Origin of the sequence: Qipengyuania huizhouensis (genome assembly GCF_019711635.1) — a bacterium.
GTDB lineage: Bacteria > Pseudomonadota > Alphaproteobacteria > Sphingomonadales > Sphingomonadaceae > Qipengyuania > Qipengyuania huizhouensis.
The window spans coordinates 1-13,272 of the sequence record NZ_JAIGNT010000018.1 but is presented as its reverse complement, the minus strand read 5'-3'; the positions used below and the strand labels follow the sequence as shown (position 1 = coordinate 13,272).

Annotated in this window: 13 protein-coding genes and 2 tRNA genes; 8 read left to right on the top strand and 7 right to left on the bottom strand. The window is 61.0% G+C overall.

Annotated elements, in window-relative coordinates; all coding sequences use genetic code 11:
• Positions 1 to 533: 533 nt before the first annotated feature.
• The 3 genes from K3180_RS12315 to hspQ all read right to left on the bottom strand — a co-directional run bounded on the left by K3180_RS12315 (position 534) and on the right by hspQ (position 2,758).
• Positions 534 to 815, bottom strand: coding sequence for a hypothetical protein (locus K3180_RS12315; RefSeq protein ID WP_221541245.1), 282 nt, complete (start codon positions 813 to 815; stop codon positions 534 to 536).
• A 53-nt stretch (positions 816 to 868) separates the two neighbouring features.
• A complete protein-coding gene (locus K3180_RS12310; protein WP_221541244.1) occupies positions 869 to 2,128 on the bottom strand; it encodes a tyrosine-type recombinase/integrase in 1,260 nt (419 codons plus the stop codon).
• 249 nt (positions 2,129 to 2,377) lie between these two features.
• Positions 2,378 to 2,758: a heat shock protein HspQ gene (gene hspQ / locus K3180_RS12305; protein WP_221541243.1), complete on the bottom strand. Its 381-nt coding sequence runs from the start codon at positions 2,756 to 2,758 to the stop codon at positions 2,378 to 2,380.
• 161 nt (positions 2,759 to 2,919) lie between these two features.
• Between hspQ and K3180_RS12300 the strand changes: the two genes are divergently transcribed.
• Positions 2,920 to 3,009 (top strand) — tRNA-Ser (locus tag K3180_RS12300).
• 180 nt (positions 3,010 to 3,189) lie between these two features.
• Complete coding sequence (locus tag K3180_RS12295; protein ID WP_247710535.1) at positions 3,190 to 4,260, top strand: S1C family serine protease; 1,071 nt, start codon at positions 3,190 to 3,192, stop codon at positions 4,258 to 4,260.
• Between the two features lie 68 nt (positions 4,261 to 4,328).
• On the opposite strand, the gene K3180_RS12290 is transcribed toward K3180_RS12295, so the two are convergent.
• Positions 4,329 to 4,805 carry an Hsp20 family protein gene (locus tag K3180_RS12290; protein ID WP_221541242.1) on the bottom strand — a complete coding sequence of 159 codons (477 nt, stop codon included), beginning with the start codon at positions 4,803 to 4,805 and terminating at the stop codon, positions 4,329 to 4,331.
• Between the two features lie 297 nt (positions 4,806 to 5,102).
• Between K3180_RS12290 and K3180_RS12285 the strand changes: the two genes are divergently transcribed.
• The gene (locus tag K3180_RS12285; RefSeq protein ID WP_247710534.1) at positions 5,103 to 7,178 is read left to right on the top strand and encodes a TonB-dependent receptor plug domain-containing protein; all 2,076 of its coding nucleotides are present in this window, start codon (positions 5,103 to 5,105) and stop codon (positions 7,176 to 7,178) included.
• A 70-nt stretch (positions 7,179 to 7,248) separates the two neighbouring features.
• Positions 7,249 to 9,135: an acetate--CoA ligase gene (acs, locus tag K3180_RS12280; RefSeq protein ID WP_221541241.1), complete on the top strand. Its 1,887-nt coding sequence runs from the start codon at positions 7,249 to 7,251 to the stop codon at positions 9,133 to 9,135.
• Positions 9,136 to 9,145: 10 nt separating this feature from the next.
• Here the strand turns inward: acs and K3180_RS12275 are convergent.
• Positions 9,146 to 9,237, bottom strand: a tRNA-Ser gene (locus tag K3180_RS12275).
• Positions 9,238 to 9,464: 227 nt separating this feature from the next.
• On the opposite strand from K3180_RS12275, the gene K3180_RS12270 reads away from it, so the two are divergent.
• The 3 genes from K3180_RS12270 (at position 9,465) to K3180_RS12260 (ending at position 12,080) form a co-directional block, all read left to right on the top strand.
• Positions 9,465 to 10,250 (top strand): DUF1134 domain-containing protein, encoded by a 786-nt coding sequence (locus K3180_RS12270; RefSeq protein WP_221541240.1) that lies wholly within the window; start codon positions 9,465 to 9,467, stop codon positions 10,248 to 10,250.
• 87 nt (positions 10,251 to 10,337) lie between these two features.
• A complete protein-coding gene (locus tag K3180_RS12265) occupies positions 10,338 to 11,519 on the top strand; it encodes an amino acid aminotransferase (RefSeq protein ID WP_221541239.1) in 1,182 nt (393 codons plus the stop codon).
• 6 nt (positions 11,520 to 11,525) lie between these two features.
• Positions 11,526 to 12,080 (top strand): GNAT family N-acetyltransferase, encoded by a 555-nt coding sequence (locus K3180_RS12260; protein ID WP_221541238.1) that lies wholly within the window; start codon positions 11,526 to 11,528, stop codon positions 12,078 to 12,080.
• A 20-nt stretch (positions 12,081 to 12,100) separates the two neighbouring features.
• Here K3180_RS12260 and K3180_RS12255 read toward each other — a convergent pair whose 3' ends face one another.
• Both K3180_RS12255 and K3180_RS12250 read right to left on the bottom strand, forming a co-directional pair.
• Positions 12,101 to 12,424 (bottom strand): hypothetical protein, encoded by a 324-nt coding sequence (locus K3180_RS12255; RefSeq protein WP_221541237.1) that lies wholly within the window; start codon positions 12,422 to 12,424, stop codon positions 12,101 to 12,103.
• Positions 12,425 to 12,457: 33 nt separating this feature from the next.
• A complete protein-coding gene (locus K3180_RS12250; protein ID WP_221541236.1) occupies positions 12,458 to 12,682 on the bottom strand; it encodes a terminase small subunit in 225 nt (74 codons plus the stop codon).
• A 225-nt stretch (positions 12,683 to 12,907) separates the two neighbouring features.
• Between K3180_RS12250 and K3180_RS12245 the strand changes: the two genes are divergently transcribed.
• A complete protein-coding gene (locus K3180_RS12245) occupies positions 12,908 to 13,195 on the top strand; it encodes a hypothetical protein (protein ID WP_221541235.1) in 288 nt (95 codons plus the stop codon).
• The last annotated feature ends 77 nt before the right edge of the window (positions 13,196 to 13,272 follow it).

The following is a 13,272-nucleotide window of genomic DNA, read 5'->3' as shown; positions in this document are numbered from 1 at the left end:
GAAATTAATGCACGCCAGCGCTGTTTCGATGAGAGGCCCTTTCGGTGATAGCACCGGACGGGCCTTTCGCTTTTCAGGGGTAGCGTTCCCCGTTCTGACCACGCCCATTTAGGCCAATCCCAGATCAGAGGTAGAGTGACGCACGCGCTCAGAAAGCCATGCGTCGGTAAGTTCGGGGTCATATCGGACTAGCCGCCCCACCTTGAGGAATGGGGGGCCATCGCCACGACAACGCTGATTAGCAAGGGTCTTCGGAGCAAGCCCGATACGGGCAGCCTCTTCTTCTTCAGTGTGAAGCTTCTTCACTGTGTTTCTCCATCCGACCCCTCACATTGAGGGGCCTTGCGGGATGGATGATTACCAGTGGTGATTCGCCGGGATTTGAACCATGCCAGAAATCAAGTTTCTCGCTGAAATCGGCGGTACTCGGCCCAATAGGCGCGGATTCGTCTCGGAGTAATAGGCGCGCCATAGTACCAGCTCGCCCATCTCGCGACGACGGCGTAAACATGGTTTCGTGTTCCGTACGGCCCTCAAGTCAGTGACACGAGACGGGGCGCATCCTCAGGATCGTGTTCATCAGACATTCGATGATAAGTAAGCAGACTAAAGCCTAAATCATCTCTCGCATCTTCACCTTCAAACGAGTTCTGCCAGTGTTCGAGCCCTTCTGTTCGCAACATCGAACGAGACTTTTCTTGCGCCTCACTGACCCCCGATTCAATCATGGCTTGATCGAATTTAGCCATCGCTTTGCGGCGTGCAATTTTGGCTTGGAAATTGTGAGCGCGGGCACCCACGTGCAGGCGGCTCATTAGGTCCAGCGTCTCTTTTCGACCAGCGCCAGTTCGTTTGCCACCGTGGGCCATTAAGCCCGCACTTTCGAGAGACTGACCACGTTGCTTCCGTGCTCACCGCCGGTCAGTAAAAGAATATGTCGCGCCCACGCATCAAGGGCGGCGCGCTTTTCGTCAGCCCATTCGTGAAGCTGATAAACGCCCGCGATCCCCGACCTGGAGCCAGACTTGTGATTTAGAATTGCCTCTGTCACTTCGAACCGAACGCCCAGCCGCTGCATCCCTGTTGCCAGCGTGCGGCGCAGATCGTGAAGGGTCCAATCCTCAAGCGGCTGCCCACCATTCGCCTTGGTGACAGCCTTGTCCAAGCGGGCCTTGGCGCGAGAATAGCCAGACACCGGAGCCTTGCCGGTAGTGGTGAAAACAAAGCCAGTTCGAGGCCATTCCGCCTTCTTCTTGCCCTTGGCGATGCCGGTAAATTCAGCCATCGCCAGCGAAGACAGGGGAACGTTGGTGGCCTCGCCATTCTTGGCGCGCTCTTCCGGCAGCGACCATAACCGTTCGGCGTGATCCAATTCCTGCCAAGGCATGTCCGAGACTTCGTTACGGCGCTGACCCGTCAGTATTAAAACACGGACCATCGGGCCGAACGGATAGCCAAGCGTGGCCGCAGCATCCCACACCAGCGCAAGCTCCCAATCTTTCAGGACACGTTTACGGGAAGGGGGAGGGGCAGGCGTTTCCATGTCTGCCATTGGCGAAGGGGTGATTAAGTCGCCCTCGCTCTTGGCCCATCGAAACAGGCGGCGCATGACAGCGAACAATTTGCTGCGCGAGGCAGGCCTGTTGCGGAGAGGCCGAAGAACCGCGCTTATATCCTGCGCGGTAATATCGGGCAGGGGCTTATCTCCGAGAACCGGCAAGGCATAAGTGCGTAGCATCGCCTCGACTTCATCGGCAGAGGCCTTCCAATCCACCCTAAGGCAGTGTTCCGCGAAGTGATCGAGATAGCGCGAGAACGCCTTTTCAACGGCGATCTTTCTGCGGTCCTGCCGCTGTGCCTGTGGATCTTCGCCTTGCAGCACAAGCGAGGCCAGCCGTGAGGCCTCCTTGCGGGCAGCATCCGGAGTTATCGGGCCGTGTTTGCCAATGGTGAAGCGCCGAACCTTCGAACCGCGCCCGCCCATCCTGTATTGATACAGGTAAACCTTGCTCCCCTTGGGAGTGACCTTCACCCCGAAGCCGGGAATTTTCTTGTCCCACAGGAAAGCGTCCCTCACCCCCGGCTGGAGGTTATCAACGCTGCTCTTCGTGACGTTTCCGCTCGCCATCGTGATTGCTAGCTCCGTTTCTAGCAAGCACCGTAGCGGGAAATAGCGGGAACATCAACAGAACATAGGGAAGTAAACTCACAATCCTCTAAGGAGGCTGGGCAATCTCACCGAGAAGGCGAGCATCTAATTCGTAATGATGGGGTCACGTGTTCGAGTCACGTAAGCGGCACCACTTACTTTTCTGCGGGTTTGTTTTGGGGGTTAATCACCCAGCCAATCATGAACCCGCTCCGTGACCCTCGGAGCTTAGTGAGTGAGGCTTTGCCGCATCCGGTAACGTCCGTTTTCAAATTGTTCGAAATAACGATGCACTTCGGGATGGGACACTGGACCTGCTATGGAGTCACCGACCAAATTCTGCTGGCTGACATATGCGACGTAGTCGTTGTCATCACTCTCGGCGAGCAGGTGGTAATATGGTTGTTCGCGATCGGGGCGAATTTCTTCCGGAATGGATTGGTACCACTCTTCGCTGTTCGCGAAGACCGGATCGATGTCGAAAATCACTCCGCGAAAATCGAACGCCTTGTGGCGAACCACATCGCCGATTGTAAAGCGCGTGCGAATGCGGCGTGGCGCTTCAAGTGTGCGGCCAGCCTGTGCGGAAAAAAACGATGCTTTGTCCATATCTGGCGAGGATATGGGATGCCTTGCCGGTCAGACAACCGTCGGAGCCGCAGAATCCCCCGATTTTGCGCGTGAAAGGGGTTGGCAATGCTCGCTTGCAAAGCTAATGGGCGCGCTCGCTTCGACCCGGGCCCAGGCCCATTCAAGCGCACCCGATATGCGGAGAGGTGGCAGAGTGGTCGAATGCGCCGCACTCGAAATGCGGTATACGGGCAACCGTATCGAGGGTTCGAATCCCTCCCTCTCCGCCACTTCTATTCTCCGACATCGTTTGCTCTCCGGTCACGGCAATGAAATGACAGGTTCGCATCTGACCGACCGAGCGCTGCGGTTATTGATTGCAGCGGTTTAAGGACTAGATGGCCGCAATGCGAAATTCGCTTGTCGAGTCTGGTAGAACCTTTCGTCCCTGGATAATCGTGCTTGTAGCCATGAACGCATTGCTCCTGACCGCCGTAGCCACGCTGCTTTTCACCCAATCGACCCCCGCCGCGCAAATGCCAACCGTGACACCGCGCGGCGAACTTGCTGCTGATGAACGCGCGACCATCGAGCTGTTCCGGAACGCCCGCGAATCCGTCGTCTTCATTTCGACGCGGCAGCGTGTGACGGATTTCTGGTCACGCAATATCTACAGCGTGCCGCGCGGTTCCGGATCGGGTCTGGTGTGGGACGATGCCGGGCATATCCTCACCAATTACCACGTTATCGAAGGTGCCTCGGAGGCACAGATCCAGCTCGCGGACGGACGCGAGTTTTCAGCCTCTCTGGTCGGTGCGAGCCCCGAGCACGATCTGGCGGTTCTGAGGATCGGTGGGGCGGGATTCAGGGCGCCGGGCCGCGTTCCGATCGGCACGAGCGAGGATTTGCTGGTCGGGCAGAACGTGTTTGCCATCGGCAATCCCTTCGGGCTCGACTGGACGCTTACCAAGGGGATCGTCTCCGCACTCGACCGGTCTCTACCCAACGAAGGCGGACCCGATATACGCAATCTCATCCAGACCGATGCGGCGATCAACCCGGGCAATTCGGGAGGCCCCCTGCTTGATTCTGCCGGACGGCTGATCGGTATAAACACGGCGATCTACAGCCCCTCGGGCGCGTCGGCCGGGATAGGATTTGCGGTTCCCATCGACACCGTGATGCGCGTGGTACCGCAGCTAATCGCCGATGGTCGCTATACACGCCCAACACTGGGCATCGACAGCGACGAGAATGTCAACGATCGCCTTAAGCGTGCGAGCGGAGTTGAGGGGGTGTTCGTCTTACGGGTCGAACCCGGATCGGCGGCAGACCGGGCGGGGCTGACTGCAGCGCAGCGTACCCGCCGCGGCGTGGTGCCGGGCGACATAATCACTGCGCTGAATGGCGAACGCGTCACACGAGTCGGCGAATTGCTGGCGCGGCTTGACGATTTCCGGATCGGGCAGAGTGTGGAAGTGACCTTGCTACGCGGCGGAGAAGAACGCACGGCCCGGTTGGAGCTCGAGCCGGGCGGCTAGGCGCGAACAAGGGCCGGTCGTGGAAGGCCGACCCTTGCGGCAATTATCGCTCTGACCGCGGGACGTTATCAGGCCGCCTTATTGTCAGGCAGCTGCGCGGGATCGTCGTTGACGGGCCCGCTACCACCGATGGCGATCTTGCGGGGCTTCATCGCTTCGGGGACGACACGTTCGAGCGAGATCGAAAGCATGCCGTTCTCGTAATCGGCGCCCCGCACCTGGACGAAGTCGGCCAGCTGAAAGCGGCGTTCGAACGCGCGCGTTGCGATGCCGCGATGCACGAACTCTACGCCTTCCTCCTCGCGATCGGTATGCTGTCCGGCGATAACGAGCTGGTTCTGTTGAGCGGTGATCTCGATTTCATCGGGGCTGAAGCCTGCCACCGCCAGCGTGATGCGATAGCTGTCATCGCCGGTGCGGACGATATCGAAGGGCGGATAGCCATCCGGCGTCTCGGCACGGAAGCTGTTCTCCAGCGCGTCGAACAGTCGGTCGAAACCGACGGTCGAGCGTCGATATGGGGTCAGGTCAAATGCAGTTCTCATTTCCAAATCCTCCATGTTGAGCAATCTGGGCATGAGAGGCGTCGGAAACAAAAGAGCCGACGCTCTCTGTCCAGCCGGACCCGTTCTGGCATCCGGCATTAGTAAAACTAGGAAACGGGCTTGCGGTTTCAATACCTGTCGCATTCGGGAAAATCCCATGCGTGCAATGGCGGACCGGGCACCAGTGTGAGCATGGCTGTCTGGATTGCCTGAGACTCAGAACTCGGCCGAGACGTAAGATAGCTACATCGGTAGTTTTGGAGGTTCGCAAGCGGCTAATTCGGTTGACCCCCATCCATGCATCGTTTCAGAAGCGGAAAATCGATGCGAGTAAATCAGATCAAACCTGCAACCCTTTTTGTTTCGGCGGCCTGCATATCTGCCCTATGCGCTGCCGATGCCACTGCCCAAGGAGTGGAACCGGCGGAAGTCGATCCCTCTGTTGAAGAACCGGCCATCGTGGTCATCGGGACCGGGCTGCCGCCATCCCCGGCATCGTCTGCCTATGACACGCAGGAGCTGGACAGCGACCAACTGATCTCCACCGGTTCGGGACGCATCGAGGATGCCCTCTCCTCGGTTGCCGGATTCCAGCAGTTTCGCCGGTCGGACAGCCGCTCTTCCAACCCCAGTGCACAAGGGGCGACGCTGCGTTCTCTCGGTGGCAATGCTACGAGCCGTGCGCTGGTCCTGCTCGACGGCGTCCCGATGGCCGATCCTTTTTTCGGTTTCATACCTTTCAGCGCCATCGCACCAGAGCGCCTCGCGAATGTCGTTGTAACGCGTGGAGGGGGCTCAGGGCCATTCGGAGCAGGTGCACTGGCGGGGGCGATCGAATTCAACAGCGCCGACCTGGAGACGCTCGGCAAATTCGGCGGTCATCTCTACGTCAATGATCGCGGCGAAACCGAAAGTACGGCACATCTTGCTGGCAATCTGGGCAGGGGTTTCGGCGTCGTTTCCGGCCGCTGGGATCGCGGCAAGGGCTTTTTCACCACACCGCAAGCCGAACGCGTCGATGCGTCTGCCAGGGCGCAGTACGATAGCTGGTCCGTGCAGGCGCGCGGCGTCGCACCGCTAACCGATACGATCGAACTGCAGGCACGCGGCTTGGCTTATGACGATCGGCGGACCCTGCGGTTCGAAGGCGCCGACAGTTCGAGCAGCGGTCAGGATGCAAGCCTTCGCCTTGTCGGGCGCGGCGAGTGGAAGTTCGATGCGCTCGCTTACGTCCAGGCGCGCAATTTCACAAATGTCGTCGTCAGTTCGACGCGCTTCGTTCCCGTGCTCGACCAGCGCAACACACCCGCGACCGGTCTAGGTGGCAAGTTCGAGATCCGACCTCCTGTGGGTGACAATAATGTGCTGCGCCTGGGGATCGACTACCGGCGTAGCGAAGGCGAGCTCTACGAAACCGCCATCAGTGCTTTCACCGGCGCGATAAGCGAGCGGCGCAATGCAGGCGGTGTAAATACCGACCTCGGCATTTTCGTCGAAGACGATCTGCTGCTGGGTCGATTGACGCTCACTGCGGGCGCGCGGCTTGATCGTTATACGATCCGCGAGGGCTTCTATACCGCGCGCAATGCCGCGGGTGCGGTTCTTCTCGAGGAAACCTATTCCGATCGCGCCGGATGGACGCAATCTTTCCGCGGAGGAGCACTGTTCGATGCAGGCGGCGGTTTGAAGCTGCGTGCTGCAGCCTACACCGCGCTTCGCCTCCCCACGCTCAACGAACTCTACCGGCCATTCGTGGTCTTCCCCGTCACTACCAATGCCAACGCCGCGCTTGCCAATGAGCGGTTGGAGGGATTTGAGGCAGGGATCGATTTCTCGCCAAGCGATGCGCTTGCATTCTCGGCGACCGCTTTCGACAACCGGGTGAAAGGCGCAATCGCAAATGTGACACTCGATGCGGTGACGCGTGAGCGGCAGAATATCGATGCCATTCACGCCCGTGGGGTCGAGGCGAACGCCGGTCTCGAACTTGGAGCAGTGAGGTTCGACGGCTCGATTGCCTATACCGATGCCGCGGCGGAACAGGCTGGAGCGGCCTTCGACGGCAATCGCCCCTCGCAGACTCCGGCTTGGGTCGGCAGCGCGACACTAAGCTACCGGATTGGCGAGACGGGGCGGGTGGCTGCAACCGTTCGCCATGTCGGAAAGCAGTTCGAAGACGATCTTGAAAGCGATGTCCTGCCGGCAGTCACCACGCTGGATGCATATGTCCAGCTGCCACTGAGCCGCGATATCTCATTCGTCATGCGCGGCGAAAACCTGACCGATGCGGAAATCGTCACGCGTAACCAGGGTGGATCGATCGATCTGGGTACGCCTCGAACCATCTGGTTCGGTGTCAAGCTGGGGCGATAGTCGGACTGGACGATTGCGCCCGCGCACAAGGCCGATATGATCCCGGCGCAAGCGAGGAGAGATAATCGAAATGGATGCGAAGCAGGAACTGGCCGCACGGCATGAAGCGGTACAGCGCGATCCGGAAAGCTATTGGCTGAAGGAAGCCGGGCGGCTCGACTGGGACAGCTTTCCGACCAAGGTAAACAAGAGCTCATTCGAAGAGGCGGATTTCGGCATCCGCTGGTTCGACGACGGCGAACTCAACGTCTCGGTCAACTGCCTCGACCGGCACCTCGATACGAGCGGTGATCGGACCGCGATCGTCTTCGAGGGAGACGAGCCGGGCGAAGGCTACAGCCTTTCCTATCGACAGGTGCACGAGGAAGTCTGCCGCTTTGCCAATGCGCTGAAGGAATGCGGGGTGGGGAAGGGCGACCGTGTCGCGATATACATGCCGATGATTCCGGAAGCCGCCTTTGCCATGCTGGCCTGCACGCGGATCGGGGCTATCCACTCGGTCGTTTTCGGCGGCTTTTCGCCAGACAGTCTTGCCGACCGTATCCGGGATTGCGGCGCCAAGCTGCTCGTCACTGCCGATGAGGGTGTGCGCGGAGGGAAGCGTATTCCGCTGAAAGCCAATGCGGATAAGGCGCTCGCGAAAGCCCCGGTCGAAGCCGTCATCATGGTTCGGCGCACAGGAGGCGAGGTGAATTTCGTCGAGGGCCGTGATCGCTGGTGGCACGATTTGCGTGGCTCGGTTTCTGCCGAATGTCCGCCGGAGCGAATGAACGCGGAAGATCCACTATTCATCCTCTATACCAGCGGTTCCACCGGAAAGCCGAAGGGCGTTATGCACACTACGGGCGGCTACCTGCTGTGGGTTGCCGCGACTTTCGACATGCTGTTCGGCGCCAAGGAAGACGATGTCTTCTGGTGCACCGCCGATGTGGGCTGGGTGACGGGACACAGCTACGTCGTTTATGGTCCGCTCGCCAATGGCGCGACGACGGTGATGTTCGACGGCGTGCCGAGCTACCCCGATTTCGGACGTTTCTGGGAAACCTCGAACAGGCTCGGCGTCACCATCTTCTACACTGCGCCGACTGCCATCCGGGCACTGATGCGGGAAGGCAACGACTGGGTGGAGCGTCATGACCGTTCGCAGTTGCGCTTGCTGGGCACGGTTGGCGAACCGATCAATCCAGAGGCTTGGAACTGGTATCACGATGTCGTGGGCGAAGGGCGCTGCGAAATCGTTGATACCTGGTGGCAGACTGAGACCGGCGGCGCATTGATTGCGCCAGTGCCGGGTGCGACGAAAACCAAGCCCGGCAGCGCGACCAAACCGTTACCCGGTATCTTTCCGGCGCTGATCGATAATGAAGGCGCACTGCTCGAAGGTTCCACCGAGGGTAATCTCGTCCTCACCCAGAGCTGGCCAGGACAGATGAGGGGCGTCTGGGGCGATCCTGAAAGATTTTTCCAGACCTATTTCACGACTTATCCGGGGCGTTACTTCACCGGCGACGGCTGTCGCCGCGACGAGGACGGCTATTACTGGATCACCGGCCGCGTCGACGACGTGATCAATGTGTCCGGTCACCGCATGGGGACGGCCGAAGTGGAAAGCGCCTTGGTGGCCCATCCCAAAGTGGCCGAGGCGGCGGTCGTCGGGATGCCCCACGATGTGAAGGGCCAAGGCATCTATGCTTTCGTCACCCTGAATGCAGATGAACCCGAGAGCGAGGATTTGCGGCAGGAATTGCGGCAGTTCGTGCGCGGCGAAATCGGCCCGATCGCTTCACCCGATGTCATTCAGTTCGCCCCCGCATTGCCCAAGACCCGCAGCGGCAAGATCATGCGTCGTATCCTGCGCAAGATTGCGGAAGGCGAATCCGACAAGGTCGGCGACACCTCGACGCTGGCGGAGCCGGCAGTGGTGGAGGCACTGATCGCGGGAGCCGTTGTCGGCTGAATAAAGGAAGTGGCGGAGACGGAGGGATTCGAACCCTCGATACCCGTTACCAGGTATGGCTCCTTAGCAGGGAGCTGGTTTCAGCCACTCACCCACGTCTCCGCAAGACGCGCATCGGCTGCGAGGGGCGCGCTATAGCCAGCACTCCCCCGCCCATCAAGGAAGAAATCGGCGGGTCTTCAATTCCTTCCAATGGGCGCGGTGCGGACTCGTTTCGGCGCATTTCGGATTCGGTTCATCGCCCTTTCATTGCGAGGCTGCTCGAATGGGATTCTGTTTGCGGTGCAGCGCTTTGCTCGCCAGCCGCGAAGCCGGGAAAAGGGATCGAGATGAACACCGTCACCAAATTCGCCGCCAGCCTCTTGGCTGCCTTCTCCTTCGCCGCAACGCCGCTTGCGGCGCAGGTCGAAAGCGTCGACCCCGATGCCGCTTGGGATGCGCCGATCGACGGCGACCTCGAAGCGCCGGAGGGTGAACTGCCTCCGGCCGACGAGCAGAATCCCGGAACCGGCGAGCCCGGGTTCGGTTGGCAAGAGCCTGCCACTCCGGCCGAACAGCCGCAATGGAACGTACAGCAGGCAGAGACGGCGGCCAGCGATGCGGTGGAGACCGCACAGGTCGACGATCCAGCCACGACCTACCGCGAGGACGACCTCATCGGCGCGGCAGAGGGCGTGTTCGGCAAGGGCGCCAAGGGTGTGGCCGACATGATCCGCAAGCTGCTCGCCGATCAGGGCGAGCCCAATGGCTACATCGTGGGCCGCGAAGCCGGCGGTGCCTTCATCGTGGGTGCCCGCTATGGTTCTGGCACGCTGTTTCACAAGATCGAGGGCGAGATGCCGGTTTACTGGACCGGCCCCTCGGTCGGCTTCGATGCGGGCGCCAACGCGGGCAGCACCTTCGTGCTGGTTTACAACCTCTACGACACCGAAGAGCTGTACGAACGCTTCCCCGCGGCGGAAGGCACGGCCTATGCGGTGGGCGGACTCAATGCCAGCTACGTGCGCAAGGGCGACATTGTGCTGATCCCTATCCGCGTCGGCGCAGGGCTGCGGCTGGGCGTGAATGCGGGCTACATGAAGTTCACCAAGGAGCATAAGTGGCTCCCCTTCTGACGACACAGGGGAAAACAAGCCGCGTTTGAGGGGCCGCAACCGCGATTGAGGTTGCGGCCTCAAACATATCTGCGCAAAGAACGCGGCATGCTGGACAAACTCGACGCACAGGCTCCCGACGCCCTTCTCGCCCTGATCAAGATGCATGCGGCCGATCCGCGCGAGGACAAGATCGACCTCGGCGTGGGGGTCTATCGCACCAATGAGGGCGCGACCCCGGTTTTCCGCGCGATTAAGCAGGCCGAGAAGAAGCTGCTCGAGGTCCAGGATTCCAAGAGCTACCTCGGGCCGGAAGGCGACAGTGGGTTCGTCAAGGCGCTGATGCCCTATATCTTCGGCAAGGGTTCCCCGCTGACCGGTCGGATCGAGGGGATGCAGACCCCCGGCGGCACAGGCGCGGTCCGGCTGGCCGTGTCGCTTGCCGCGAAGGCGGGCGTGAAGCGGGTTTACCTCGGCATTCCAAGCTGGCCCAACCACGCGCAGATCCTCGAAGATGTTGGCGTCGAAATCGTGCCCTTCGATCACGCAAATGCCGACGGGACGGCCAATCTCGACGCAGTGCTTGGCGCGATCCGCGGGGCGGGCGGGGCCGATGCGGTGCTCCTGCACGGCTGCTGCCACAACCCGACGGGTATCGATTACACGGCAGAGCAGTGGGACGCGATCGCGCAGGCATTCGCCGAATGCGATGTGCTGCCGATCCTCGACATCGCCTATCAGGGGCTGGGGCAGGGCATGGAAGAGGATGTCGCGGGCGTACGGACCGTGCTGGCCCGTGTCCCCGAGGCGCTGGTGGCCTATAGCTGTGACAAGAATTTCGGCCTCTACCGCGACCGTGTGGGCGCCTTCTACATGATGGCCCGCGATGAGGGGCAGCTCCCCGCCATCGCCTCCAATGCCAATGCGCTGGCCCGCGCCAACTGGTCGATGCCGCCCGATCACGGCGGAGCGGCGGTGCGCCTGCTGCTCGAAGACGCGGGCATGACGGCCACCTGGCTCGAAGAGCTGGACGAGATGCGCGCGCGCATGCGGCGGGTGCGGGACCGGCTGGCCGCCGCGGATAATGAGGTGCCCGGCGTGGGCCTTGCCGCTCTGGCCGGTCAGAACGGCCTCTTCGCCATGCTGCCGCTCGGCAAGGAGCAGATCGCCAGGCTGCGCGAGGATCACGGCATCTACATGGCCGGTTCCGGGCGCATCAACGTGGCGGGCCTCCATGCGGGCAATACCGAGAAGTTCATCGCCGCGCTGGGCGAAGTCGCCAAGGGCTGACCAGGGGTGACGCTCGACCGGCAACCAAGGCTGGAGACCGAGCGGCTGGTCCTGCGCCCTCTGGCAGAGGATGACCGCGAGGCGCTCTACGAAATCGCCTCCGATCCCGCCGTCTGGGAACAACATCCGATCCACGACCGCTGGCGGCGCGAGGTGTTCGATGCCTTCTTCGATGAAGGGCTGAAGTCCGGCGGCGCGCTGGCGGTCCTGCGCAAGAGCGACGAACGGATCATTGGTCACAGCCGCTATGACGGCTACGACGCGCAGGAAGGCGGCGTGGTGGAGATCGGCTGGACCTTCCTCGCCCCGCAATTCTGGGGGAAGGGCGTGAATGCCGAGATGAAGCGCGCCATGCTCGCCCACGCCTTCGAGGAGGTCGCCACGGTCGAGTTCCGCGTCGGCGACACCAACTACCGCTCGCGCAATGCGCTTGAGGCCATCGGGGCGGTGCGCACGGAGCGGTATGAACTGGAGCGCTATCAGGGCAAACGGGTGGTCCACCTGATCTACGAGATCGGCCGCGAGGGTTTTGCGCAAGGGCCGTTAGGGCAAGGGAAGTAGTGTTACGCCCAGGCATGTTTTCAAACCCGTGACTTTCCACCTGCCCCTGCGTCCACGGCGCCGCGCCATGCAAGGCGGTCAGTGCGTGCGACCAGCCGGAGAAGCGCGGAATCGTCGGCTTTCCGGATCACCCCGGCATATTTCCCGCGCCGCAGGATAACGCTCCAGATCCCCGTTTCGCAGCGCCATGCCAGTTCGGCATTCGTGACTTTTGAAAGGGGCGCCTCTTCGTCGGCAGAGATCGGCCCCGACCGCGCCATGCCCAGCGCCCGTCCGCGCAGCCCGAGCTTCTCCAGTTGCGCCACCATCAGCCCTGCGCCGTCGAACTTTGGCCGGAATGGCATGACCGGCCGCCCCATCGCCGCATCCCACGCCGCTCAGAAGCTGGCCGACCATTTGCGGCGGCGCAGGCGATAGGCCGTCTCGCGCGTCATACCCACTCGCCGCGCAGCCTTGGTTACCGAGCGCGTTTCCGCCAGCTCGCCGATGAACTCGGCCTGCTTCACGGGCGTCCACCCATCGCCGCGCCTGCGGCCGGGCGTGATATGAAAGGAAGGAATGCGGCGAGGTGCCGCGCGGGGGGTGTCGTCGGTCCGGTTCATTGCCCAGCGTGGAGCAGAGGCGGCGCGTGTAGGAAACTGTTGTCGACTACAGGGTGGGAGCGGAGACTGAACCAAGTCGTCCTCCCCACTTTTGCTGGGAATGACGAAGTGGGACATGCTCGCAATACGAAACCGAAGCCGACCGTCTGCTAATGGGACGTGCGGCCCTCGCAAGATAAGTCACGAATGGGGTGGAAAGTAGCCATTATCTGCTAATTGGAAGCCATGAACGAATTACGCGACAAGCTCGGCTCATCAACCCGCCAAAGGCTCCTACAATTTATAGCAGAGGGAATTCATGCCCTGACTATTATGGCGCGAGACCGCGACATGAGCGGAATTAGAAAGGCTCAGATTAACAATAGCATCCACTATCTGTCCGGACGGATGATGCGATTGCTGGATCCGGAGGTAACTTGTTCGGATCACGATCTGGATGATGTTGTGGCTCAGGTGGCCGAGTTGAACCCGACACTTTACCGAGGAATGGTCTCACGCTTGGAAGCTCTTTGACCGCAATTGATGACGTGGACGGCTCTCCATCCTCGGGGGATAATTTCCCTCCAGTGAGTCGGAAAGGAGAGCAGAGA

Excerpts from the sequence above, each read along its gene's own strand:
- hspQ (WP_221541243.1), bottom strand. The coding sequence starts at position 2,758 with ATGGACAAAGCATCGTTTTTTTCCGCACAGGCTGGCCGCACACTTGAA.
- K3180_RS12270 (WP_221541240.1), top strand. The coding sequence starts at position 9,465 with ATGAACACCGTCACCAAATTCGCCGCCAGCCTCTTGGCTGCCTTCTCC.
- K3180_RS12250 (WP_221541236.1), bottom strand. The coding sequence starts at position 12,682 with ATGAACCGGACCGACGACACCCCCCGCGCGGCACCTCGCCGCATTCCT.
- K3180_RS12285 (WP_247710534.1), top strand. The coding sequence starts at position 5,103 with ATGCATCGTTTCAGAAGCGGAAAATCGATGCGAGTAAATCAGATCAAA.
- K3180_RS12245 (WP_221541235.1), top strand. The coding sequence starts at position 12,908 with ATGAACGAATTACGCGACAAGCTCGGCTCATCAACCCGCCAAAGGCTC.
- K3180_RS12315 (WP_221541245.1), bottom strand. The coding sequence starts at position 815 with ATGAGCCGCCTGCACGTGGGTGCCCGCGCTCACAATTTCCAAGCCAAA.
- K3180_RS12295 (WP_247710535.1), top strand. The coding sequence starts at position 3,190 with ATGAACGCATTGCTCCTGACCGCCGTAGCCACGCTGCTTTTCACCCAA.
- K3180_RS12290 (WP_221541242.1), bottom strand. The coding sequence starts at position 4,805 with ATGAGAACTGCATTTGACCTGACCCCATATCGACGCTCGACCGTCGGT.
- K3180_RS12255 (WP_221541237.1), bottom strand. The coding sequence starts at position 12,424 with ATGCCATTCCGGCCAAAGTTCGACGGCGCAGGGCTGATGGTGGCGCAA.
- K3180_RS12265 (WP_221541239.1), top strand. The coding sequence starts at position 10,338 with ATGCTGGACAAACTCGACGCACAGGCTCCCGACGCCCTTCTCGCCCTG.
- acs (WP_221541241.1), top strand. The coding sequence starts at position 7,249 with ATGGATGCGAAGCAGGAACTGGCCGCACGGCATGAAGCGGTACAGCGC.
- K3180_RS12310 (WP_221541244.1), bottom strand. The coding sequence starts at position 2,128 with ATGGCGAGCGGAAACGTCACGAAGAGCAGCGTTGATAACCTCCAGCCG.